Annotated in this window: 21 protein-coding genes and 1 pseudogene; 20 read left to right on the top strand and 2 right to left on the bottom strand. The window is 55.0% G+C overall.

Annotated features, from left to right (window positions below; genetic code table 11):
• Nucleotides 1-507: 507 nt before the first annotated feature.
• The 3 genes from norR to METLU_RS26695 all read left to right on the top strand — a co-directional run bounded on the left by norR (nucleotide 508) and on the right by METLU_RS26695 (nucleotide 2,980).
• Nucleotides 508-2,025 (top strand): nitric oxide reductase transcriptional regulator NorR, encoded by a 1,518-nt coding sequence (gene norR / locus METLU_RS0109315; RefSeq protein WP_027157974.1) that lies wholly within the window; start codon nucleotides 508-510, stop codon nucleotides 2,023-2,025.
• Nucleotides 2,026-2,162: 137 nt separating this feature from the next.
• Nucleotides 2,163-2,333: a hypothetical protein gene (locus METLU_RS28335; protein ID WP_196806525.1), complete on the top strand. Its 171-nt coding sequence runs from the start codon at nucleotides 2,163-2,165 to the stop codon at nucleotides 2,331-2,333.
• A 2-nt stretch (nucleotides 2,334-2,335) separates the two neighbouring features.
• The gene (locus METLU_RS26695; protein ID WP_051299856.1) at nucleotides 2,336-2,980 is read left to right on the top strand and encodes a YdcF family protein; all 645 of its coding nucleotides are present in this window, start codon (nucleotides 2,336-2,338) and stop codon (nucleotides 2,978-2,980) included.
• Between the two features lie 290 nt (nucleotides 2,981-3,270).
• Here METLU_RS26695 and METLU_RS0109330 read toward each other — a convergent pair.
• Nucleotides 3,271-4,835 (bottom strand): annotated as a pseudogene (locus METLU_RS0109330) (IS3 family transposase).
• An 85-nt stretch (nucleotides 4,836-4,920) separates the two neighbouring features.
• Here METLU_RS0109330 and METLU_RS0109340 point away from each other — a divergent pair.
• The 7 genes from METLU_RS0109340 (at nucleotide 4,921) to METLU_RS0109375 (ending at nucleotide 11,096) form a co-directional block, all read left to right on the top strand.
• The gene (locus tag METLU_RS0109340) at nucleotides 4,921-5,283 is read left to right on the top strand and encodes a DUF4186 domain-containing protein (RefSeq protein WP_027157976.1); all 363 of its coding nucleotides are present in this window, start codon (nucleotides 4,921-4,923) and stop codon (nucleotides 5,281-5,283) included.
• A 413-nt stretch (nucleotides 5,284-5,696) separates the two neighbouring features.
• Entirely contained in the window at nucleotides 5,697-6,581 is an 885-nt protein-coding gene (locus tag METLU_RS0109350) for a S8 family peptidase (RefSeq protein ID WP_027157978.1), read from the top strand.
• A complete protein-coding gene (locus METLU_RS0109355; RefSeq protein WP_027157979.1) occupies nucleotides 6,578-6,796 on the top strand; it encodes a hypothetical protein in 219 nt (72 codons plus the stop codon). Before METLU_RS0109350 ends, METLU_RS0109355 begins: the two co-directional genes overlap by 4 nt.
• Before the next feature lie 70 nt (nucleotides 6,797-6,866).
• Complete coding sequence (locus METLU_RS0109360) at nucleotides 6,867-7,814, top strand: cyanobactin maturation protease PatG family protein (RefSeq protein WP_027157980.1); 948 nt, start codon at nucleotides 6,867-6,869, stop codon at nucleotides 7,812-7,814.
• Nucleotides 7,815-7,842: 28 nt separating this feature from the next.
• The gene (locus METLU_RS0109365) at nucleotides 7,843-8,139 is read left to right on the top strand and encodes a hypothetical protein (protein ID WP_155920516.1); all 297 of its coding nucleotides are present in this window, start codon (nucleotides 7,843-7,845) and stop codon (nucleotides 8,137-8,139) included.
• A 1,453-nt stretch (nucleotides 8,140-9,592) separates the two neighbouring features.
• Nucleotides 9,593-10,414 carry a WD40 repeat domain-containing protein gene (locus METLU_RS0109370; RefSeq protein ID WP_027157982.1) on the top strand — a complete coding sequence of 274 codons (822 nt, stop codon included), beginning with the start codon at nucleotides 9,593-9,595 and terminating at the stop codon, nucleotides 10,412-10,414.
• 250 nt (nucleotides 10,415-10,664) lie between these two features.
• The gene (locus METLU_RS0109375) at nucleotides 10,665-11,096 is read left to right on the top strand and encodes an aspartate carbamoyltransferase (RefSeq protein ID WP_081679064.1); all 432 of its coding nucleotides are present in this window, start codon (nucleotides 10,665-10,667) and stop codon (nucleotides 11,094-11,096) included.
• Nucleotides 11,097-11,425: 329 nt separating this feature from the next.
• Here METLU_RS0109375 and METLU_RS0109380 read toward each other — a convergent pair whose 3' ends face one another.
• Nucleotides 11,426-12,322, bottom strand: a complete 897-nt coding sequence (locus tag METLU_RS0109380) for a saccharopine dehydrogenase family protein (RefSeq protein ID WP_027157984.1) — start codon at nucleotides 12,320-12,322, stop codon at nucleotides 11,426-11,428.
• A 179-nt stretch (nucleotides 12,323-12,501) separates the two neighbouring features.
• On the opposite strand from METLU_RS0109380, the gene METLU_RS29295 reads away from it, so the two are divergent.
• From METLU_RS29295 to METLU_RS28955, 10 genes are all read left to right on the top strand, one after another.
• The gene (locus tag METLU_RS29295; protein WP_269209208.1) at nucleotides 12,502-12,846 is read left to right on the top strand and encodes a type I restriction-modification system subunit M N-terminal domain-containing protein; all 345 of its coding nucleotides are present in this window, start codon (nucleotides 12,502-12,504) and stop codon (nucleotides 12,844-12,846) included.
• 53 nt (nucleotides 12,847-12,899) lie between these two features.
• Nucleotides 12,900-14,192, top strand: a complete 1,293-nt coding sequence (locus tag METLU_RS25005; RefSeq protein ID WP_331271269.1) for an N-6 DNA methylase — start codon at nucleotides 12,900-12,902, stop codon at nucleotides 14,190-14,192.
• 237 nt (nucleotides 14,193-14,429) lie between these two features.
• Nucleotides 14,430-14,966 (top strand): REP-associated tyrosine transposase, encoded by a 537-nt coding sequence (locus METLU_RS0109390; RefSeq protein ID WP_027157985.1) that lies wholly within the window; start codon nucleotides 14,430-14,432, stop codon nucleotides 14,964-14,966.
• Between the two features lie 109 nt (nucleotides 14,967-15,075).
• Nucleotides 15,076-15,441 carry a helix-turn-helix domain-containing protein gene (locus tag METLU_RS0109395; protein WP_027156756.1) on the top strand — a complete coding sequence of 122 codons (366 nt, stop codon included), beginning with the start codon at nucleotides 15,076-15,078 and terminating at the stop codon, nucleotides 15,439-15,441.
• On the top strand, nucleotides 15,380-16,024 hold the full coding sequence (locus METLU_RS0109400) for an IS630 family transposase (RefSeq protein ID WP_196806481.1): 645 nt from the start codon (nucleotides 15,380-15,382) through the stop codon (nucleotides 16,022-16,024). Before METLU_RS0109395 ends, METLU_RS0109400 begins: the two co-directional genes overlap by 62 nt.
• A 37-nt stretch (nucleotides 16,025-16,061) precedes the next feature.
• Nucleotides 16,062-16,580 (top strand): restriction endonuclease subunit S, encoded by a 519-nt coding sequence (locus tag METLU_RS27285; protein ID WP_081679065.1) that lies wholly within the window; start codon nucleotides 16,062-16,064, stop codon nucleotides 16,578-16,580.
• A 152-nt stretch (nucleotides 16,581-16,732) separates the two neighbouring features.
• Entirely contained in the window at nucleotides 16,733-17,206 is a 474-nt protein-coding gene (locus METLU_RS28340; RefSeq protein WP_196806526.1) for a Fic/DOC family N-terminal domain-containing protein, read from the top strand.
• Nucleotides 17,206-17,814, top strand: a complete 609-nt coding sequence (locus tag METLU_RS28345) for a Fic family protein (protein ID WP_231383581.1) — start codon at nucleotides 17,206-17,208, stop codon at nucleotides 17,812-17,814. The genes METLU_RS28340 and METLU_RS28345 overlap by 1 nt, the downstream gene beginning before the upstream one ends.
• Entirely contained in the window at nucleotides 17,811-20,912 is a 3,102-nt protein-coding gene (locus tag METLU_RS25020; RefSeq protein WP_269209210.1) for a type I restriction endonuclease subunit R, read from the top strand. Before METLU_RS28345 ends, METLU_RS25020 begins: the two co-directional genes overlap by 4 nt.
• Nucleotides 20,861-21,013 (top strand): type I restriction enzyme endonuclease domain-containing protein, encoded by a 153-nt coding sequence (locus METLU_RS28955; protein WP_269209211.1) that lies wholly within the window; start codon nucleotides 20,861-20,863, stop codon nucleotides 21,011-21,013. Before METLU_RS25020 ends, METLU_RS28955 begins: the two co-directional genes overlap by 52 nt.
• The last annotated feature ends 36 nt before the right edge of the window (nucleotides 21,014-21,049 follow it).

The raw sequence follows: 21,049 nt of genomic DNA on the forward strand, positions 1-21,049 counted from the left end.
GGGTTAATGAGTTTTGAGTTCGGGAAACATTTGACATAAAACACACGATATAAAGCCAATGAAGATGATCGATGTGATACAGCAACATGCGTGCCAATTTGTAAGTTATTGTATATATTGATTTATTTTTAGAATTCAGGTTATGGCGTTGTCTAAATGACATCGCTTTTTCCAGGCAGCGGTTTTGAACTGAAGAAAAGGTACGCGATGCGGACCCTACTGCCGGCTCTGCGTATTCGTAAAGGACTGTAGGGCACGCATCGCGTACCTTTTCAAAACCAGCCCGCACTCCAGGCTCCGGGAAGCCGTGAATTTCGCATGAGACAGTGAAAACATTACCCGACCAGGCTAAAAATGATTTGCACAGAGAATATGGATAACGAGAGAAAAACCCTATGGATAATATCAGTCGGATAAAGCTGGACATTGACTTGTCTTATTGACACACTTTGCATCAAATTGACTACATGTTGTTAAACAATGACTAAATCTCTGGAATTTAAAACCATGGAAGAAGCCATCCGCGCCGTCGTCTTGAGCCTGACAGCAAACCTGTCCATGAAGGACCGTTACACCGAGTTCCTGAACATTTTCGCGAAAATCACCGGCAACCATGCCTGTGCCCTGCTGCGCTATCAGGACGGCGTCTTCGCGCCGGTCGCGACCTTCGGCCTGCTGCCGGAAGTGCAGGAACTGACATTCCGGCCGCAACAGCACCCGCGGCTGGCCGCCATCATGCAATCGCGAACCCCGATCCGGTTCGCTGCCAACGACCCCAGGCCCGACCCTTACGATACGATGCTGCTGAATGACGCCGGCGGCCGGCTGGGTGTCCATGCCTGCGTCGGATGCAGCCTTTATAACGAGAATACTCTGTTCGGCGTACTGTCGGCAGACTCGCTGGAACCCTGTGCGTTCGATCATATCGATGACCAGGTCTTCCAGACTTTCGCCGCCCTGGCCACCGTGTCATTGCGCTACGAAACCTATATCAGCACGCTGGAGCGCCTGGCAAGGCACCGCGAACTGGTCGCCAGCGAGCTGGTCAACGAGACATTGCAGCGCAGCAATCAGGCTCTGGGCGAAAGCCCGGCCATGCAGCGCTTGAACCGCGAAATCGACATTGTTTCCAAATCCGACCTGACGGTCCTGCTGCTGGGTGAAACCGGCGTCGGCAAGGAAGTGGTCGCGCGCGTCATCCACGCCCGCTCGCTAAGGGCCGGCCAGCCCCTGGTTTATGTGAACTGCGCGGCGCTGCCCGAGTCGCTGGCCGAGAGCGAACTGTTCGGGCACGTGCGCGGCGCCTTCAGCGGCGCCAACACTGACCGCGCCGGCAAGTTCGAACTCGCCAGCGGCGGCACGCTGTTTCTGGATGAAGTCGGCGAACTGCCGCTGTCGATTCAGGCCAAGCTGCTGCGCGCGGTCCAGTTCGGGGAGATCCAGCGCCTGGGATCGGACAAAAGCCACCGCGCCGATGTCAGGATCATCGCCGCAACCAACCGGCATCTCGCCGGGGAAGTCAAGGAGGGCCGGTTTCGGGCCGATCTTTACCATCGGCTCAGCGTATACCCGCTGCATGTGCCGCCGTTGCGGGACCGCATAGACGACATTGCGATACTGGCCGATTACTTTCTGGCCCAGGCCCGGGCGCGCCTTGGCCTGGAACAGGTCGGCCTGGCGCCGGCGACCATCGAGCTGCTCAACACTTATCCCTGGCCCGGCAACGTCCGCGAGCTGGAGCATGTCATCCTGCGGGCCGTTCTGCGCGCCGCTTCGATTCAGGGACGATCGGTGATTCTGGAACCGGGCGATCTCGACATCACAGCCGAAAACGAAAATCATACGGACGATACGCCCGCCAGGACCGCCGAGCTGCCGCTCGCCCAGGCGGTCGACGTCTTTCAGCGCGAACGCATTCTTGCCACGCTTGCCAAAGCCGATCAAAACTGGTCGGAATCAGCACGCCGCCTGGGCCTGGACCGGGGCAACCTGCACCGGCTCGCCAGACGGTTGGGAATAAAGTAACTGCTATTGCGAACATTGCCGTAGGGTACGCATTGCGTACCTTTCTGAAGCCTACGAGCTTTGTGATAAAAAAATCCTTGGTTTAGGTGTAATATCATTATGATTAAATCCGCACTCAAAACAGGAAAACGCCTATCATGAATGTCTCAAACCGAGCCAGAATAACATGCGCCCTGGTCTTGATTGTTTTTTCAGCGCTGGGCATAGGCCCGATCCCGATTACCAGCACGATCGGTTTGCTTGTTGTTATTTTCCTGCCTGCCTGGTTCAAAAAGCTCGTTGATAATATTTACGCCGACAAGGAATAGCCTTGCTAATCAAGACATTGAAAAAATGGCTGAAGCCGGCTTTAGCCGCATTCATCGGCCTGTTTACGCTCGCGGAGCTGGCTTACTGGCAGGGATCTCGCAATATGTCGGCTGGAGCCGCTTCAGGCAACTGCGCCGTGCTGGTTGCGGGTTTTCCCTCGAACGCGGACGGCAGCCTCCATCCGATGCAACGCATGCGCGTGGAAGCCGGCGTGGCGGCCTATCGGAACCGTGCCTGCGACAGACTGATCGTATCGGGCGCGGCTGCCCATAATGAGCACGTCGAAGCGAAGATCATGGCCGCATTCGCCCGCGAGCTCAGCATTCCCGACGATCATCTCATCATTGAAGACCAGGCGCTTAACACATGGCAGAACGTCAGCTGTTCACTGCCTTTCCTGGAAAACTATGATCGGATCTTTGTGGCCTCCGACACGCTGCATGTGCATCGGGCAAAGCGTTATCTTTGCCGCCAGAAACCTTCCTGGTGCGATCGCGTGCAAGTCACTGGCGGTCATTTGCCGCTCAGTCTCGTAGGTTGGACGGTTCCATTTGCCCTTCATGAGCTCTATTCCTGGACCCGCGATATTGCGGTTTATGAACGGTCGAGCTCGGGCAATGTGCCATTCTGCCCGGCTCGTCATTGATGCGCGGGAAAGCTTCGGTTCTACGGGTTTACAATCCGATGTTACGCATTAATCGAATTGAGACAGATCTAACAAAGTACCGCCAGCGCGACGGTTATTTGAATTCAACTGCAGGGTCAAATTCACTTGTGCCCTAGAGGGTATTCGACCCGAGATGCCTTGTTAGTCATTGAGTGCGAATACCCAAAGGGCACAAGTGAATTCGCACCTACGCGTCGCTACCGAAGCAAACAGGATAAAAAACAACACATGCGGTAATTGTCAAAATAACTGTCGCCTCAACAGTTAAATCAGGCCGCTTTTTTCAGCGCCTGCCGAATTATATTTTTGTCCTTCTGGTCAGGGTTCAAATAGACCTCAAGTACAGGCTCCCAATTTCGTGTTTTGTTCCGCCAGCGTTCCGGACGGCGCTTTTTGGCGGCTTGATAGGCCGCCTTTCGCTGTTTTAAAATCGCGAAGTCTTGTCCGCTATGCCGCTGATCTGGCGTGACAAACTGAATGGCGCTGTGCCGATGTTCATGGTTATACCAGTCCACAAAGCCCGCCACCCAGCGTCGGGCCTGATTCAAATCCGCAAAGGGGTGGACCGGATAGTCCGGCCGATATTTGAGGGTCTTGAACAAGGCTTCCGAATACGGATTATCATTGCTCACCGCCGGTCGCGAGAACGACGGCAGGATGCCCAAGGCCTGCAGGGTCGCCAGCATCGTGGCGCCCTTCATGGGGCCGCCGTTGTCAGAATGCAGGGTCACCTGCTGACGGGGGAGGCCTTCCCGTTGCACGATATCCCGCACAATGTCCGCCGCCCATTCGCTGCTTTCGCGTTCGTACACCTGCCAACCGACAATCTTGCGGCTGTAAACATCCATAAACAGATAAAGATACAGGAATACCCCTTTGACGGCCGTGGGCAGATAGGTAATATCCCAGCTGTACAGCTGATTGGGCGCCGTGGCCTTCAGGGCTTTCGGCTTGCGGCAGTCGGTGGCCGCCCGACTGGCCTGGCGATGCTGAAGTTGCTTCGCCTCGCGCAAGATCCGGTAGAAGGTCGATTCCGAAGCCAGATACTGACCCCGCTCGGCCAGAATCGGCACGATCTGGCTGGGCGCCAGCGCGGCAAATTCGGCCGAATTGGCTACCGACAACACGGACTGACGCTCCTGCTCACTGAGTTTGTTCGCGGGAATCAGCTGGCGGCCGCGACGACCGTCTTCCGCGACTTCACCCGATTGCTGCCAGCGCTGCAATGTGCGCAAGGTGATCCCCAATAAGTCGCAGGCTCGATGCCGACGGGCTCCGGCGGCGTGGGCTTCGTCTAGCCAAGACACAATTTGTTGGCGCTCTGACAGGGAAATCATGCGTCCTTTTCCTCCCAGAGCGCCTGATACTTTTTTTGCAGAACCAGTAAGGCCGCCGCTTCCGCCAAGGCTTTTTCCTTGCGCTTCAGCTCCCGCTGTAACGCTTGATGGCTCACTTGCAGTTCTCGCCAGTCAGCGCGACTGACGGCAGTCTCCGACGTGCCGGTTTCAAAGGCTTTACGCCAGGCGTGTAAATGATGCGGAAAAATCCCTTGTTCCCGGCACCAGGCATGCAATGTTTCCCCTGCCTTGCCCTGACTATCCAGGATCAGTTGAAAACGTTCGCTCTGATTCCAGTCTTGAGGTCGTTTTGTCATCAGGTCGGCTTGGCCCTCAACCACGTTTTTCGGTAATTTCATCCAGTTCTTCAACGTCCAGCTGTTTATGTTCAAGTCATCGGCAATCGCTTGAACGGTACGATCGCCCCGGTTATAAACTTTCTCCAACGCCTGTTGGCGAAAAGCTTTCGTATAATAAGTCTTCTTTTTCAATTTCATTACCTCTAATAGTCAATCAATGAAAATTAGAGGCGACAGTTATCCTGACACAGGGGGCATGCTTAGCATCAGTTATTAATCAATTATGCAAGACTTGGACAAAATCTTTGAGGCTCTCTCAAAGTCGGCTTTCCGCCGCAAATTCCACCTCCAGGGCAAGGACCTTGTTTACCTGCAAACCAAAGGCCTGCCCACAGTCATCGCTCACGCCCGAGACTTCATCGCCAAGCGCCTGGCGCCGGCCGTGATTGAAAATGACGGCAAGCAAACTCCATTCCGAGGACACCCGGTTTTTGTCGCCCAGCATGCGACCGCCTGCTGCTGCCGAGGCTGCCTGGAAAAATGGCACAGAATCCCGAAAGGCCGCGCCCTGACTTCAAACCAGGAAGCTTACATTATCAAAGTGCTTGAGCGCTGGCTTCGAAATGAAATGGAAATGGGCTCTTAAGGAATGTGCATAAAATAACTTCTACAAGTAGGCAGAGGATTTTCCAATGTAAGCGCGGATTTATCCGCGCAGTGCGAATACCCTATAGGGCACAAGTACCCTAAAGGGCATAAATAAATTCGCACCTGCAATTTTCTGATTTATTCCATGCTCATTACTAACTTGCCACTAACCGGCAATAGCCATTGCAATGCTTTCGACGGATAGCTCGTCATAGACCAGGCTGTTATGTCATAAGTAATGGCACGAATTGAAATCAAGCCAAAACCATGAATAATTGCCTTGCTATCCAGTAAAAACCTGATAGGTTCTTTATCAATGAGCGGCAAGCGCATTAACTCGAACAAAAAGCATTAGTGCGCTTGTTAATAGCCGATTATTTAGAGCGCCAGGCAAGCAAAGAGGAGAATTCTTTGGATTCTTTAGATTTGGTCAAGCTCACTCCACTCATGAAACGCACTCGCGGTAGCCCTGAAGTAAAAATCGGACTTATCGATGGACCTGTCGTTACCCGACATGCCGATCTGGCAATTGACTATCTTCACGAGATTCCCGGAAATAACGGCGCCGCGTGTACACAAGCCGATAGCGCCGCGTGCCTGCACGGAACCTTTGTCGCCGGCATCTTATCCGCAAAACGGAATTCATCCGCCCCCGCCATCTGCCCCGATTGTTCTCTCCTGATACGTCCCATTTTCTCAGAGACAACCCTGGGGCGCGATCATATGCCAAGTGCGACGCCGAAGGAACTTGCCGCGGCAATCATAGAGTGTATCGAAGCCGGCGCACGCGTAATTAACTTGAGCCTTGCCCTTGCGCAACCGTCCATCAAAGATGAACAGGCGCTGGAAGAAGCGCTCAATCAGGCCATCAGGCGAAACGTGGTTATAGTCGCGGCGGCGGGCAATCAAGGCGCTCTCGGCAGTTCCGCCATTACCCGTCATCCATGGATCATCCCGGTGGTCGCGTGCGACCTTCAAGGCAGGCCAACGAACGAGTCGAATCTGGGCAGTTCGATCGGCAGGCGGGGTTTGAGTGCGCCCGGTGAGGGCATTACCAGTATTGGCGCGAACGGCAACCCGCTGACTTTGGGAGGAACAAGCGTCGCGGTGCCTTTTGTGACGGGCGCCATCGCGCTGCTGTGGTCGGAATTTCCTGCCGCGACTGCGGCGCAAATCAAACTGGCCGTCACTCAAGCGTTTACACCGAGGCGAGCCTCGGTAGTTCCGCCTTTGCTGGACGCTACGGCGGCCTACCAAATCCTGTTGTCGGCGAATGCAAAGAGGCAAATCTCATGAATGAAGCAAGCAAAGACAATGATTCGCCAAGCCGGATCGAACGCCCGCCCCATATGGTGCATCTGCCTGGATTTATCACCGACGAAGAAATCGGGCTTGGCGATGCGATCAAGCGAACGACCTCTTATTTTGGGCTCAAGCCCTGCGGCGGCTGCGAGCAGCGAGCGACTGCGCTCAACCGCTGGCTGGTTTTCACCAATGGACATCAAAGGTAGGGGAATCGTCTGACTTCGGATTCTCTTGTTTATTAAGCCTGTTAATACGCATGATTACTAAGGAGCAGATATGAATGACCAAGCTGAAACAATGGACAAACCCATGGAGCAACCGACTACGACAAGTAACGCAAGAGCCGTCGTGCCCTACCCTGAGGCTCATGCGGATGCATCGATCGCTCCGCAAGCGCAGGGCGGAACCTGTGGCTGTGGCGGAGCAACCGGCTTGAGTTCCAATGGCACTGGAACGGTTCCTTATGTCTATGCCATCGGCCGGGTGGAAGCACGCTTCCCGAACCTTGCCGCGGAAAAGGAATTTGCCCAGGCCACCGGACGCACGGATACCGCCGGAAAGACCGATCAACAGACCTTCCACGCCGTGCTGTCCAAGCGCGAAAACCGTTACCTGGTGCGCCAACTGTGTTGGGTGCTGACCATTCAGGGATTGGAAACCTACCTGCTGGCACCGCGCGATCCGGCGGATATCGATTTGCTGGTGGAAGCCATCCGCCCAGCCCCTAGCCCTTATGACATCGATGTGGTCATCGGCCTGCGCGGACCTATCGCCCCGCCAGAGATGTGCAACGGTTTGATGATACCCATCGTTGCCTTTGACCAGATTTATTCCTTTGATCGCGACGCGCTTATCAAAGCCATTCCGAAGCCGGAAAAAGCTAAAGCCGAGCAGTTCGGGCCTGCGGCCGAGGAATTATTCAACCGGATCATGCAACTGACGGACAACGCCGGCGCAACCGACGAGCACCGCGCCCTGAATTATCTCGCCATGCGCTACCCCGGCATCTATGCCAAGACGGCGGAAGAGTTTGCTGGAGACTTTTCGCTGACTGGAGTGGAAGTACGCCCATCGCCTTTGAGCAGCACGCGCAATATCGTCGATGTGATCTTCTCCTATACCAACCGCAATACCGATTTTACAGAGAAGTTCTTTGTGCGCACCGACGTGACCGAGGAGTTTCCATTCCTGGTCGCCAAGATGTCGCCGTACTATGACCGTTAAACCTCATCAGTCAAAGAGGACGTATAAAATGAACGCCATGAATATGCCTGGATTTACCGCGGAAGCCTCGCTTCATAAGACGAATGATCATTACCGCTCGATAGCTGGCACCTTCGATACGCTGGCCGTGGCCGCCTTGGCACCCGCCCTACTCTTCCGACGCAACACGAACCCCGCACCGGACATCGATGTCGACTGCAATACCTTTCCCGATAATATTACATGCAACGAATGCAACAGCTACGGTCCGGGAACGTTAGATTGCTGTAATCTTCGAAGGCCTGGAGATATCTGCATCATCAAGGATTTACGGATTAAGTGGTGACGCTGGGTTTCCGCAACGCTCCAACCCAGCTTACGAGTTATTAGCGCATGGAGAGTAAATGGCATTTAACCTTGCACCTCGTGCTCTGTGGTATGCAGTCGCCCACCTGGAACGTACTCTTTGCTTCAGCGCATTCCGGGCGGACTACGGTTGTTGAACCTAAACCAACCATAAAATCAGGTAAGTCAAATGAACATACCAAGTTTTAACGCAGAGGCTTCGCTTTATAGAACGAATCGCTACTATCAACTTACAGCGGTTCTGGCTGCCGGTATGGGTGATCAAATATCGCCTGCGATATCGAAAGGGACGCATTGTGTTCGCGATCCCCAATGCCCTAGCGGGTTTAGTAAGTTGTTCTGTTCCGATTATGACCTGGATTCCTGTAGGGAAACGGGCGTATGTTGTACACCGAAGCCTCCGCCACCGCCGCCTCCAAGCTGTCCTCCGGGGCGAGAGTCCTGTACTGACGGAGGCACCAGAGGATGTTGTCCGACAGGCACGCACTGCTGTAATGATAACCACGGCTGTTGTCAGAACGGTTGGCGTTGCAGGAGCCTATTTGGCCAGCACTTCTGTAGCCCAATTTAAATTTTTCTGCTCTGGCCTGCCGGCGAGCAAGACGCGCATCCTTGCGCGTCTATTATTAAAATCCTGAAACCAGGAGGTGTAATATGAACATGCCTAAATTTAATGCCGAATCATCGCTTGGTCCTTCCATGGCCACATACCAGGGAAAGGCTATTTTTAGTAGAGCCGGCTCGGGTGAAGTATCTCTGCAGCAATTCGGCGCCTCATCCTTTAAGGGGCGCTTTGGCATGACAATGAGGTGCTGCGGGTATTCCACAGTGCTACACCGGTTCGTCTGCACATCACAGGACGTATCTCCGCTTGAGCAATGTCAATGTCAACGGGATTTTTTTGGTCACCCTGTGATCATCTGCCGTCCGCCGGTTATCTCGCCCGACTTGGGCTGAAATTTGCGTAGCTCGCAGGCTGGATTGATAAACCCGGCATTTCGAAGCGCCGGAACCGCTCCATCGCTCACAACTGATCGTTAAACTTAAACCAGGAGCCATGAAATGAATATACCTGGATTTACCGCTGAAGCCTCGGTCTATGCGGCAGCTAATTACAATTCGGTAATCGCAGTTGGGGTTGGGGAGAGCGGAATAGTGCACCCACAACTCGTTCTCCCACCCTGGACGCCTTGTTCCTGGTTATTTTTTTGTTGTACCGAATTTGGCGACCAGTCGTGTTGCAGAAAGTGGCGTTTGCAATGTGTTCCTGAGTGATTGTGAACTCATAGCATATAAGCTCGTAGGCCGGGTGGATAAACCCGGTATTTCGAAGCGCCTTATGCCGGATTTCCGCAAAGCTCCAAGCCAGCTTACGGACTAAACAATATTCCAACGATGCATTGCCCTTTTAGAGTCACCCAAAGGAAATGCCAATGTTCAGTTTAAAAACCATAACCCGCATCATGTTGGTATCCTCCCTGCTTCTTGAGGCAACCGGCACCGAAGCGGCCGACTGCAAAGAAGGCGGCGCTTATGTCCTTTACGCCAACGATCATGGCAAAAGCGATGAATCCAGCAATCTGTACGCTCTCAACCTTTATCTGAGAAATCCTGAGCTGGCCTACCCTCTGGACCTGGGCGAAACCAGCGTCAAGGAAATGACCGACCTCGCGTTTCTTCCCAGCGGCAAACTCTTCGGCGTGACGTTCACCCGCCTGCTCATCATCAATACGGTTACCCAAAAAACCGAGTTTGTCGGCGGCATTATTGGCGAAGCCTATTTGAGCGAGGAGCGCTGGATCAATTCCCTGGCCGCAAGCCCTGACGGCCAGCTATACGCCGCGACGCGGGACGGCGAGTTGCTCACGATTGATACTGAAACCGGACAAGGCACTAAAGTGGGCGTTTACGGGAGTGATCTGGGCTCATCGGGCGATCTGGTTTTCCTGCCGGACGGAACCTTGTTAGGCGCCGCCAAGCGGCTCAATACGCTGGAGGAAACAACCGACTTGCTTGTCCGGATCGACCCGCATTCAGGTCTGGCGGAAATCATCGGCGACATCGGCTTCAAGCAGGTATTCGGCCTGGCAGTCGGACCACGGGGCGAACTTTTAGGCGTTGCGGACGGAAACGGCCAGCCCAGGCTGATTGAGATCAACAAAAATAATGGCGAAGGCAAGCTCATCGCGCCCATACCCGACACCGACGGCATGTGGGGCATGATCTCGCGTGATCTGTGCGCCGACCGCTCCTGAAAACCTTGGATTGCATAATACCGTAAGCATCCGGATATGATCGAAATCAGGCTCAGATTCAAACGCAGCCTAATATTGAACCTGATCAACAGAAACCATGTCTTTTATAGTGCAGTCTTAATATATGGTGTTTTCATTTTGTTTTAACTTAACGTGAAGTGTGATTATGAAACATTACCCCTTACTATTTGTTGGACTTTTATGTTTTTCCACAACAACGCCAGCCTTTGAAAAAGCCAGCCCTGATCAGATGGCTAAAGTGCAATACCGCCAGCAGCAGATGGTGCCCTATTCTTTGGACCAAACCCTGCAAACCTTTTCCAAGACCGTCCACGGCGGTGTGCAACATGTCATCGCCAAATCGCCGGACAATACCCGGGAAATAAAATCGATTCAGGCCCATCTGCAAAAAATTGCCGATGAATTCAGAAAAGGCGATTTTTCCGTGACGGAACGCATGCACGGCCCCGATATGCCGGGTCTCGCCCAGTTAAAAAGAGCTGAACCCGACGATATAAAATTTGAATATAAAGCGTTGGCAAACGGCGGGCAGATTCATTACTCAACCGAATATCCCCAGTACGTTCAGGCGCTTCATGAATGGTTTGACGCCCAGATGAGCGAGCACGGCAATGTTATCGTGCCGGAACACAACAAGCATCATGCAACGCCGGCGGAGTAAACTGAAATCGGGAGTCTGACATTGAAAGGCCGTTGAAACGGCCTTTCAATGTCAGCGGCGGACAAGCGCAGCGTTACCTGTCAACCAGACACTGACTTCTTCATAGCGGGTGTGAATCACTGATGCTACGCATGAGCCATTTTCTATCCTGTTTTGCCGCGCCGGGCGCCACAAATCATGAATTTCCCCGGCCCAAAGCGCCCGAATGCGCTTGTAGGTGCGAATTCATTCGCACTAAAATGACTAACAAGGCGTTTCGGGTCAAGTACCCTTTAGGACAGACCCTGCTGTGGCGTAAGATCAGTAAATCATCACAAAAAATTGACGCGTCACATCCATTCCTTCTCCTCGACCGCACCCGGTTGTCCCCATAGCGCGCTCAACGGCAGGTCTGATAACGAATATGCGCCTGCGTGCAACGTGGCTAATGATTGCGCGGCAACCAGCATCATTCGTGCGGCAAGCCCGGTCTCATCAAAGCGCGCTTCCAGCAAGAAAGACGCATGGCCGGCCTCACCCGGTTTTCCGTGGCGTTCCAGCACCACGCCGCGATTTGTCTCCTCCAGCGTGTCAATGCTGGGCACCGGAAACACCAGGGTTTGTTCATCCAGGAACAGCGGGTCATTTACGATGATGCGCTCCACTTCGGCCGCATCGGCCGAGGCTTCCAATTCAACATACACATAGCGTTGAACGATTCCTCCTATCGGCTTGAGTTCTGTGGCCAAGGCTTTCCTGACGCCTTTTATGCCTTCCGCCGCCAAACTATGGTGCAGACTCGCTCCTGCGTGCAGAGTGGTTTCCGTATGCCCGTGCGGCGCCAGCATCGCGAAATAGCCGCGAAACAATGAGAGTACGCCCGGATCGCATCCCGCGCCAACGATAGCCGGCACTTTGTGGTGCAACGCAACCCGATGAATTTCCGACTTGTTTCTGAAAAAAGGTTCGCCATGAAGACGCGCGCATTCCACGATGGGAATGCGGCTTTGCAAAAGGCCTTGCGCTACGCCCAATACCGCATCGGGAGGCACGCAGATCAGCGCGGCATCCACATTTTTAAGCTCGCTGATATGGGTAACGACAGGCACGTCCACACCGGGATCGGGAGATTCGTCGGTACGCTGCACAATACCGGCCAGCGCCGTGGTCTGGTCGGCGGAAATGGCCTCGACACATTTACGCCCCAGACGCCCCAGCCCGATGATGGCAAGCCGCATTTTTTTCATAGTGTTTACCCCGTTTTGTCGTTGGGTCAGTGTTGAAACGGTGTTTCTTCACTCCCCTGTTGCGATGCAGAAGCAAAACTGATGATTATTTCCAAAGCCTGTTACAGTTCTTGAGTATATATAACTTTCATGCCAATAAAATCCGTAAAATGCATTAGCACCGGCCTATGTGTACCCGCATGAATGGTTCCGCTTCAGCCATCAAATGCGGCAAGCTGGCTTTGCCAAACAGGATTCATGCTCGAAGACCATTAAATTTGTCACGCCTGTCATCCATCACTGATAATACTCAGCATTTTCCCCAACAAGCTGAAAGGATCATGCTCGACGACATCAAGAAAACCCTGTGGGCGACAGCCGACAAGCTGCGCGCCAACATGGACGCCGCCGAATACAAGCACCTCGTGCTTGGCCTCATCTTCGTCAAATACGTCTCCGACACCTTCGCCGCCCGCCGCGGGCCGAACTGGAACGCAAATTTGCCGACCCGGCCGACGATTACTATCTCGATGATCCCGAACTGATTCCCGATGAACTGGAAGACCGCGACTACTACAAGGAAGTCAACGTCTTCTCGGTGCCGGAAACAGCCCGCTGGGAAGCCCTGCGCGCTTGCGCCAAACAGCCGGACATCGGCAAGCGCATCGACGAGGCGCTGGCCGTCATTGAAGCCGAAAATCCCAAGCTCAAAGGCATCCTCGACAAACGCTACGCCCGCGCCCAGTTGCCGGACGGCAAGCTCGGCGAACTGGTCGATCTGGTCTCCACGATCGACTTCGGCGAAAACGCCAGCCAGGCCCGCGACGTGCTCGGGCAGGTCTACGAATACTTCCTCGGCCAGTTCGCCAGCGCCGAGGGCAAGAAGGGCGGGCAGTTCTACACGCCGGCCAGCATCGTCAAAACGCTGGTCGCCGTGCTCGCGCCGCACCACGGCAAGGTCTATGACCCGTGCTGCGGCTCGGGCGGCATGTTCGTGCAATCGGAAAAGTTCATCGAAGCGCACGGCGGCAGACTGGGCGACGTGGCGATCTACGGCCAGGAATCCAACCCGACCACCTGGCGGCTGGCGGCCATGAACCTCGCCATCCGCGGCATCGACTTCAATCTCGGCAAAGAGCATGCCGACACCTTCACGCGCAACCAGCATCCGGACCTGCGCGCCGACTTCATCCTCGCCAATCCGCCGTTCAACATCAGCGACTGGTGGCACGGCAGCCTGACCGGCGACCCGCGCTGGGAATACGGCGATCCGCCGGCCGGCAACGCCAACTATGCGTGGTTGCAGCACATGCTCTACCACCTCAAACCCACCGGCCGCGCCGGCATCGTATTGGCCAATGGCTCGATGAGTTCCAGCCAGAACAGCGAGGGCGACATCCGCCGCGCCATGGTCGAGGCCGACGTCGTGGAAGTCATGATCGCGCTGCCCGGCCAGCTGTTCTTCAACACGCAGATTCCGGCCTGCCTGTGGTTCCTTACTAAACAGAAAACCAGCCGTCAGGGCGAAGTGCTGTTCATCGACGCGCGCAAACTCGGCCGCATGATCAGCCGCGTGCAGGCGGAACTGACCGATGAAGTGATCGAACGCATCGCCGGCACTGTTGCCGCTTGGCGCGGCAAGGAAAATGCGGGCGAGTATCAAGACATCCCCGGCTATTGCCGCAGCGTCAGGCTCGCCGAAATCGCCGAACACGGCCACGTGCTGACGCCGGGCCGCTACGTCGGCGCCGAAGCCATCGAAGACGACGACGAAGCCTTTGCTGAAAAGATGCAGAAACTGACCGAAAAGCTGGGCGAGCAGATGGCCAAGGGCGTGGAACTGGATCAGTTGATCCGGCAGAAGCTGGCAGGACTGGGCTATGAGATCTGATTTACCAACCAATAATTTTGTAGGTCGGGTTAGCGATAGCGTAACCCGACCTACACGGCTGATCCGGAATAAACTGGCAGGACTGGGCTATGAGATCTGACTTACCAACCAATAATTTTGTAGGTCGGGTTAGCGATAGCGTAACCCGACGCATCGAAGTCGTAAATGCCGGGTTACGCTACGCTAACCCGACGCGGCTGAAGGGCGTAAAAGCATAGCGTAACCCGGACAATAGCCATGCAATACCGACGCGCATTCATTCCAGGAGGGAGTTTTTTCTTTACCGTAGTCACGGAAAAACGTAGACCGGTGTTTAACAACGTGGCAATGGTCGAAGTCCTGCGCGACGCATTTCGCAACGTGCGCAAATCCCGCCCGTTCGAGATCGACGCGATGGTAGTAATGCCAGATCATTTACATTGCCTATGGACATTGCCGCCCGGCGATAGCGATTACGCTACCCGTTGGCGATTGATCAAAACCCGGTTTACCAAACATTGCGACCCGGCGTTGCGGCGATACCGCAATGCCTCTCGCCAATCGCGAGGCGAACAGGCGGTTTGGCAACATCGGTATTGGGAGCATGTGATACGTGACGAAACCGATTTTGAGCGCCATGTCGATTACATCCATTACAACCCGGTCAAACACCGTTTGGCGTCATCGCCGATCGATTGGCCGTATTCCAGTTTTCGCCGTTATGTTGAAGCAGGCATATATCCGCCCGATTGGGGGCGAGACGGCATTGATTTCGAAGGTATAGGTCATGAATAAACAGCACCAGCACGAAAATGTCGGGTTACGCTGCGCTAGAGCAATTATCTTTTAGATAAAAACATGATATAAACTAACCTCTTGTTAAACGAAATGAGCCATTTTTATCATGCCCAAGCCTTATTCCGAAGATTTACGCAGCCGGGTGGCTGAAGCGGTTGCCGCAGGCCACACCGTGCGGGCCGTGGCTTTACAATACAAAGTCAGTCCGGCCTTTGTCTGCCGAATGCACGCCTTGTGGCGTGAAACCGGAGCCGTTCAAGGCAAGCCCTTTGGCGGCTACAGACGCTCGCGGCTGGAACCTTATGAAGCCGCCATCAAGGAACAGTTAGCGAGTAGTCCGTCGATGACCTTGCAGGAACTGCAGGCTTGGCTGGGACGCGAACACAGCCTAAGTGTTTCGATCTCGGCCATTGATAAGTTTATTAGGCGCAAGCTGGGCTATCGCTATAAAAAAAACGCTGGTCGCCAGTGAGCAGCAACGCGCAGATGTCGCGATGGCCCGAGAGCAATGGCAAGCCTGGCAGCAAACCTGCGATCTGTCAAAGTTGGTGTTTCTGGATGAAACGGGCGTCTCCACGAACATGATCCGTCGCTATGGCCGGGCCTTGGGTGGCGCCCGCTGTCGGGATGCGGCACCGGCAGGCCATTGGCAAACCCTGACCTTCATTGCCGGCTTGCGTGCCGACCGGCTCACCGCGCCCTGGTGTCTGGACCAGGCCATGACGGGCGAAGCCTTCAAGGAATATCTGCGCTCGCAACTGGGACCGACCTTGAAGCCCGGCGACATCGTCATCTGTGACAATCTGTCCGCCCATAAGGTGGCGGAAGTCCAGTCCATTGTTGAAGCGCACGGGGCGACGATCCAATATCTGCCGCCCTATAGTCCTGAGCTGAATCCGATCGAGCAAGTCTTCGCCAAACTGAAGGCGTTGCTGCGCAAGGCCGCCGAGCGCACTTACGACAAGCTCTGGCAACTCATTGGTAAGCTGTTGGATGAGTTTCAAGCGGATGAGTGCCTCAATCTCTTCAGGCATTCAGGCTATGTTTCTACGTAATAGATAATTGCTCTAACCCGACCTACGGGGTTGGAGTATGAGTTCTAATTTACCAACGGGTAAATTTGTAGGTCGGGTTAGCCCGATAGGGCGTAACCCGACGGATCGGAGCCAAGTGGGCGCATCGGGGCACGAAAATGTCGGGTTACGCTACGCTAACCCGACCTACGGGGCTTCCCGAGCGCCAATAGGCTATTTGGCTATTACACAAATACCAGTCGCGATTAATCAAGGGTATATTGCAATGTTGCCAAGCGGAGCACTTCCACCGCTGTATCTTCTATTTTGGTGCAAGCAGAACATGGATGTGATCAAAAATCATGCAAACGGTTCTACCTTTATGGAAATCAGCAAAAAAGTATTTCGACCATTGGCGGTAGTTATTCCTAAAGACCAGATAATTAAAGAATTCATTGAAATTGTGGATCCGTTGTTTGTGCGTATAACTGAAAATAATAAAAAAGCCCAAACCCTTGCTACTCTCCGCGATACTTTACTGCCCCGCCTGATCTCCGGCCAACTGCGCCTGCCGGATGACAATACCAGTCATGAATAATGTTTCCTCTCGCCTTTGTGGTTATCGAAATCCTCTTTATCTATACACATCAAACCTGACATATATAAAAAAACCTATTTTCTATACACGTCGATGTTACTATATTTAAAAAATGGCATTTTCTATACACATCATAGCCAGGGAAACAGCCGATGCATTCCATTACCCCGCTTGAGCGACTGGACGCCACGCGTTTTGAGTCGCCTGCGATCCTTAAAAAGCTGGCGATCAGCAGCCGCCGTCTGGCCGAGCTGAAAGGCATCGCCGGGTCCATCCCGAATCAGGAGATCCTGATCAATACGCTGGGTTTGCAGGAGGCTAAGGACAGCTCGGAGATTGAAAACATTGTCACCACGCATGATGAGTTGTTCAAGGACGACGTATTACCCGAGGCGTTCGCCAACCCGGCCGCAAAAGAAGTGTTGCGCTACCGGCAGGCCTTGCGCGTGGGTTTTGAGCAGGTCAGGCGCAACGGGCTGCTGACCGCGAACCATATTATCGGGATTCAGGCCGAGCTGGAGCGCAATCATGCCGGCTTTCGCAAGCTGCCGGGCACGGCGCTCAAGGACGGCGGAGGCCAGACCGTTTACACGCCCCGCAGGAACCCGCCGAGATCGTGGCCCTGATGCGCGATCTGGAACGCTTCATCAATGATGCCGAACTGTTCGCCGTCGACCCGTTGATCAAGATGGCGCTGATTCATCATCAGTTCGAGAGCATTCACCCGTTTTACGATGGCAATGGGCGTACAGGCCGTATCGTCAATGTGCTGTATCTGGTGAAGGAAGGCTTGCTGGATATTCCGGTGCTGTATCTGAGCAGTCATATCGTGCGCACCAAGGCCGATTACTACCGCTTGCTGCAAGCCGTGCGCGTGGACGATGGCTGGGAGGATTGGGTGCTGTACATGCTGGACGCCGTGGAGCAGACCGCCGTGCAGACTATCGCCACCATTCAGGCGATCAAGGCGGCGCTGCTGGATTACAAGCACCGCATCCGTGCCGGTTACAAGTTTTACAGCCAGGATCTGATCAATAATTTGTTTATGCACCCCTATACCAAAATTGAATTCGTGCAGCGTGATTTGCAGGTGTCGCGCATTACGGCAACCAAGTACCTGGATGCGCTGGCGGAGGGCGGCTTTGTGCAGAAACAAAAAATGGGCCGTGGCAATTATTATGTCAACGTCGCCCTGAATGCGATTTTGATGGGCAATGCAGGGCAAAAAGCATGACCGAAAACCAACTGGAACAGGAAACCCTAAGCTGGCTGGCCGAGGTCGGCTATGCATCCGTCTATGGCCCGGACATCGCGCCGGACGGCGATGCGCCTGAGCGCGGCAGTTACATGCAGGTCGTTCTGGCCGAGCGTCTGCGCAACGCAATCCAGCGGCTCAATCCGCAGGTGCCTTTGGCCGCCCGCGAGGATACCTTGCAGCAGGTCCTGAATCCGGATACGCCGGCTCTGCTGGCGGCCAATCGCCACTTCCACCGCTTGCTGGTCAACGGCGTGCCGGTGCAGTACCAGCAGGAGGGCGAAACCCGGGGCGATTTTGTGCGCTTGATCGACTTTACCGACAGCGCCGCCAATGAATGGCTGGCGGTGAACCAGTTTTCGATTAAAGGCCCCAGGCATACCCGCCGGCCGGACATCATCCTGTTCGTCAATGGCCTGCCGCTGGTGCTGCTGGAACTGAAGAATCCGGTCGATGAGAGCGCCGATATCTGGAAGGCGTTTGACCAGATCGAGACCTACAAGGAACAAATCCCGGATGTGTTTCAGTACAACGAGGTGCTGGTGATTTCGGACGGGACCGAGGCGAGGATGGGGTCGCTGTCCGGCACTGCCGAGCGCTTCATGCGCTGGCGGACCATCGATGGTGTCACGCTGGACCCGCTCGGCCAGTTCAACGAGCTGGAAACGCTGGTGCACGGCGTACTGGCGCCGGCTTATCTGCTGGATTATCTGTGCTTTTTCGTGCTGTTCGAGGATGACGGCGCGCTGGTCAAGAAGATCGCCGGTTATCACCAGTTTCATGCCGTGCGGTCGGCCATCAGTCAGGTCGTGTCCGCCTCACGTCCCGGCGGCAGCCACAAGGGCGGTGTGGTCTGGCATACGCAAGGTTCGGGCAAGAGCATCACCATGACCTGCTTTGCCGCGCGCGTGATGCGCGAAGCGGCCATGGAAAACCCGACCATCGTCGTTATCACCGACCGCAACGATCTGGACGGACAGTTGTTCGGCGTGTTTTCGCTGGCGCAGGACCTGTTGCGCGAGCAGCCGGTGCAGGCGGAAACGCGGCAGGATTTGCGCGCCAGGCTGGGCAACCGTCCCTCGGGCGGCATCGTGTTCGCAACCATTCAGAAGTTCATGCCCGGCGAGGATGAGGATAGTTTTCCTGTGCTGTCCGAGCGCCGTAACATCGTGGTGATTGCCGACGAGGCGCATCGGACGCAGTATGGGTTTGAGGCAAGGCTGACAGCGAAATCCTCTGTAGGTCGGGTTAGCCCGGCGGGCGTAACCCGACAAGATGCCGGCGAAACGTCGGGTTACGCTGCGCTAACCCGACCTACAGGTCCGGGGGCCGCTGTTCAGGATGTCTGTTACCAGTCCCGCTATCAGGTTGGTTACGCCCAGCATCTGCGCGACGCTCTGCCCAATGCGACCTTTGTGGCCTTTACCGGCACGCCCGTTTCCAGCGAAGACCGCGACACGCGCGCCGTCTTCGGCGATTACATCCATGTCTACGACATGCAGCAGGCCAGGGAGGACGGTGCGACCGTCGCGATCTACTTTGAATCACGCTTGGCGAAGCTGGCCCTGAAGCCCGAGGAAATGCCTCAGATTGATGATGAGGTTGATGAGCTGACCGAAGACGAGGAAGAAAGCCAGCAGGCCAAATTGAAAAGCCGCTGGGCGGCGTTGGAAAAAGTGGTCGGCGCCGAACCGCGCGTAGCCCTGGTGGCGTCCGATCTGGTCGCGCATTTTGAGGAACGCAACAAGGCCCAGCCCGGCAAGGCGATGATCGTCGCGATGAGCCGGGAGATTTGCGTGCATCTCTACAACGAGATTATCAGGCTGCGCCCGGACTGGCATGACCATGATCCGGAAAAAGGCGCTGTGAAAATCGTGATGACCGGATCAAGCAGCGACAAGGCATTGCTGCGCCCCCACATCTACAGCAAACAGGTCAAGAAGCGCCTGGAGAAGCGCTTCAAGGACCCGGCCGACCCGTTGAGACTGGTGATCGTGCGCGATATGTGGCTGACCGGTTTCGACGCGCCGTGCATGCATACGCTCTACGTCGACAAGCCGATGAAAGACCATAACCTGATGCCGGCGATTGCCCGCGTCAATCGCGTGTTCAAGGACAAGCAGGGCGGCCTGGTGGTGGATTACATCGGCATCGCCAATGAGCTGCGCAGCGCGCTGAAGGAGTACACGGCCAGCAACGGGCGCGGACGCCCGACCGCGGATGCCCGTGAGGCTTATGCCGTGCTGGAGGAAAAACTCGATATTCTGCGCAGTCTGCTGCATGGCTTCGATTACAGTGATTTCCTGACCGCCGGCCACAGGCGGCTGGCGGGCGCCGCCAATCATGTACTCGGTCAGAAGGATGGCAAGAAGCGCTTCGCCGATACGGCGCTGGCGATGAGCAAAGCGTTCACGCTGTGCTGCACGCTGGATGATGCCAAGGCGGTACGCGAAGAAGTCGCGTTTTTTCAGGCCGTCAAAGTGATCCTGACCAAACGCGATATCAGTGAAAAAAAACGGACTGATGACGAACGGGAACTGGCGATAAGGCAGATCATCAACTCGGCGGTGGTATCGGAAGATGTGGTCGATATTTTTGGCGCGGTGGGTTTGGACAAACCGAACATCGGCATTCTCGACGACGCCTTTCTGGCCGAAGTGCGCAACCTGCCCGAGCGCAATCTGGCGGTGGAGTTGCTGGACCGGTTGCTGGAAGGCGAAATCAAGGCGCGCTTTGCCGGCAACGTCGTGCTGGAAAAGAAATTTTCCGAACTGCTCGCCAATGTCGTCAAACGCTACCAGAACCGCGCCATCGAAACGGCGCAGGTCATCGAAGAGCTGATCGAGATGGCCAAAAAGTTTCGCGAGGCCGCCGGACGCGGCGAGACACTGGGTCTGAGCGAGGATGAAGTGAGTTTCTACTATGCCTTGGCCGACAATGAATCCGCCGTCCGCGAGCTGTCCGACGAAACGCTGAAGAAAATAGCCCATGAGCTGACCGAAAAAATTTGCGCCGCAATCTTACCGTGGACTGGTCGGCCCGAGAGAGCGTACGAGCCAAGCTGCGGCTCATGGTGAAACGCATCCTGCGAAAATACAAATATCCGCCCGATCAGCAGGAGTCGGCTGTCGAGTTGGTTCTGCAACAGGCGCAGGCATTGAGTGAGAACTGGGCGTGAAGACGATGTTAAGCGGAGGAATTAAGGTGCCGCAGA

It is taken from the genome of Methylobacter luteus IMV-B-3098, from assembly GCF_000427625.1.
Lineage (GTDB): Bacteria > Pseudomonadota > Gammaproteobacteria > Methylococcales > Methylomonadaceae > Methylobacter > Methylobacter luteus.

Excerpts from the sequence above, each read along its gene's own strand:
- METLU_RS0109380 (WP_027157984.1), bottom strand. The coding sequence starts at position 12,322 with ATGAAAAAAATGCGGCTTGCCATCATCGGGCTGGGGCGTCTGGGGCGT.
- METLU_RS25020 (WP_269209210.1), top strand. The coding sequence starts at position 17,811 with ATGACCGAAAACCAACTGGAACAGGAAACCCTAAGCTGGCTGGCCGAG.
- METLU_RS0109395 (WP_027156756.1), top strand. The coding sequence starts at position 15,076 with ATGCCCAAGCCTTATTCCGAAGATTTACGCAGCCGGGTGGCTGAAGCG.
- METLU_RS0109365 (WP_155920516.1), top strand. The coding sequence starts at position 7,843 with ATGAACGCCATGAATATGCCTGGATTTACCGCGGAAGCCTCGCTTCAT.
- METLU_RS29295 (WP_269209208.1), top strand. The coding sequence starts at position 12,502 with ATGAATGGTTCCGCTTCAGCCATCAAATGCGGCAAGCTGGCTTTGCCA.
- METLU_RS27285 (WP_081679065.1), top strand. The coding sequence starts at position 16,062 with ATGAGTTCTAATTTACCAACGGGTAAATTTGTAGGTCGGGTTAGCCCG.
- METLU_RS0109370 (WP_027157982.1), top strand. The coding sequence starts at position 9,593 with ATGTTCAGTTTAAAAACCATAACCCGCATCATGTTGGTATCCTCCCTG.
- norR (WP_027157974.1), top strand. The coding sequence starts at position 508 with ATGGAAGAAGCCATCCGCGCCGTCGTCTTGAGCCTGACAGCAAACCTG.
- METLU_RS0109340 (WP_027157976.1), top strand. The coding sequence starts at position 4,921 with ATGCAAGACTTGGACAAAATCTTTGAGGCTCTCTCAAAGTCGGCTTTC.
- METLU_RS28340 (WP_196806526.1), top strand. The coding sequence starts at position 16,733 with ATGCATTCCATTACCCCGCTTGAGCGACTGGACGCCACGCGTTTTGAG.
- METLU_RS28345 (WP_231383581.1), top strand. The coding sequence starts at position 17,206 with ATGCGCGATCTGGAACGCTTCATCAATGATGCCGAACTGTTCGCCGTC.
- METLU_RS28335 (WP_196806525.1), top strand. The coding sequence starts at position 2,163 with ATGAATGTCTCAAACCGAGCCAGAATAACATGCGCCCTGGTCTTGATT.
- METLU_RS0109355 (WP_027157979.1), top strand. The coding sequence starts at position 6,578 with ATGAATGAAGCAAGCAAAGACAATGATTCGCCAAGCCGGATCGAACGC.
- METLU_RS0109390 (WP_027157985.1), top strand. The coding sequence starts at position 14,430 with ATGCAATACCGACGCGCATTCATTCCAGGAGGGAGTTTTTTCTTTACC.
- METLU_RS0109360 (WP_027157980.1), top strand. The coding sequence starts at position 6,867 with ATGAATGACCAAGCTGAAACAATGGACAAACCCATGGAGCAACCGACT.
- METLU_RS0109375 (WP_081679064.1), top strand. The coding sequence starts at position 10,665 with ATGGCTAAAGTGCAATACCGCCAGCAGCAGATGGTGCCCTATTCTTTG.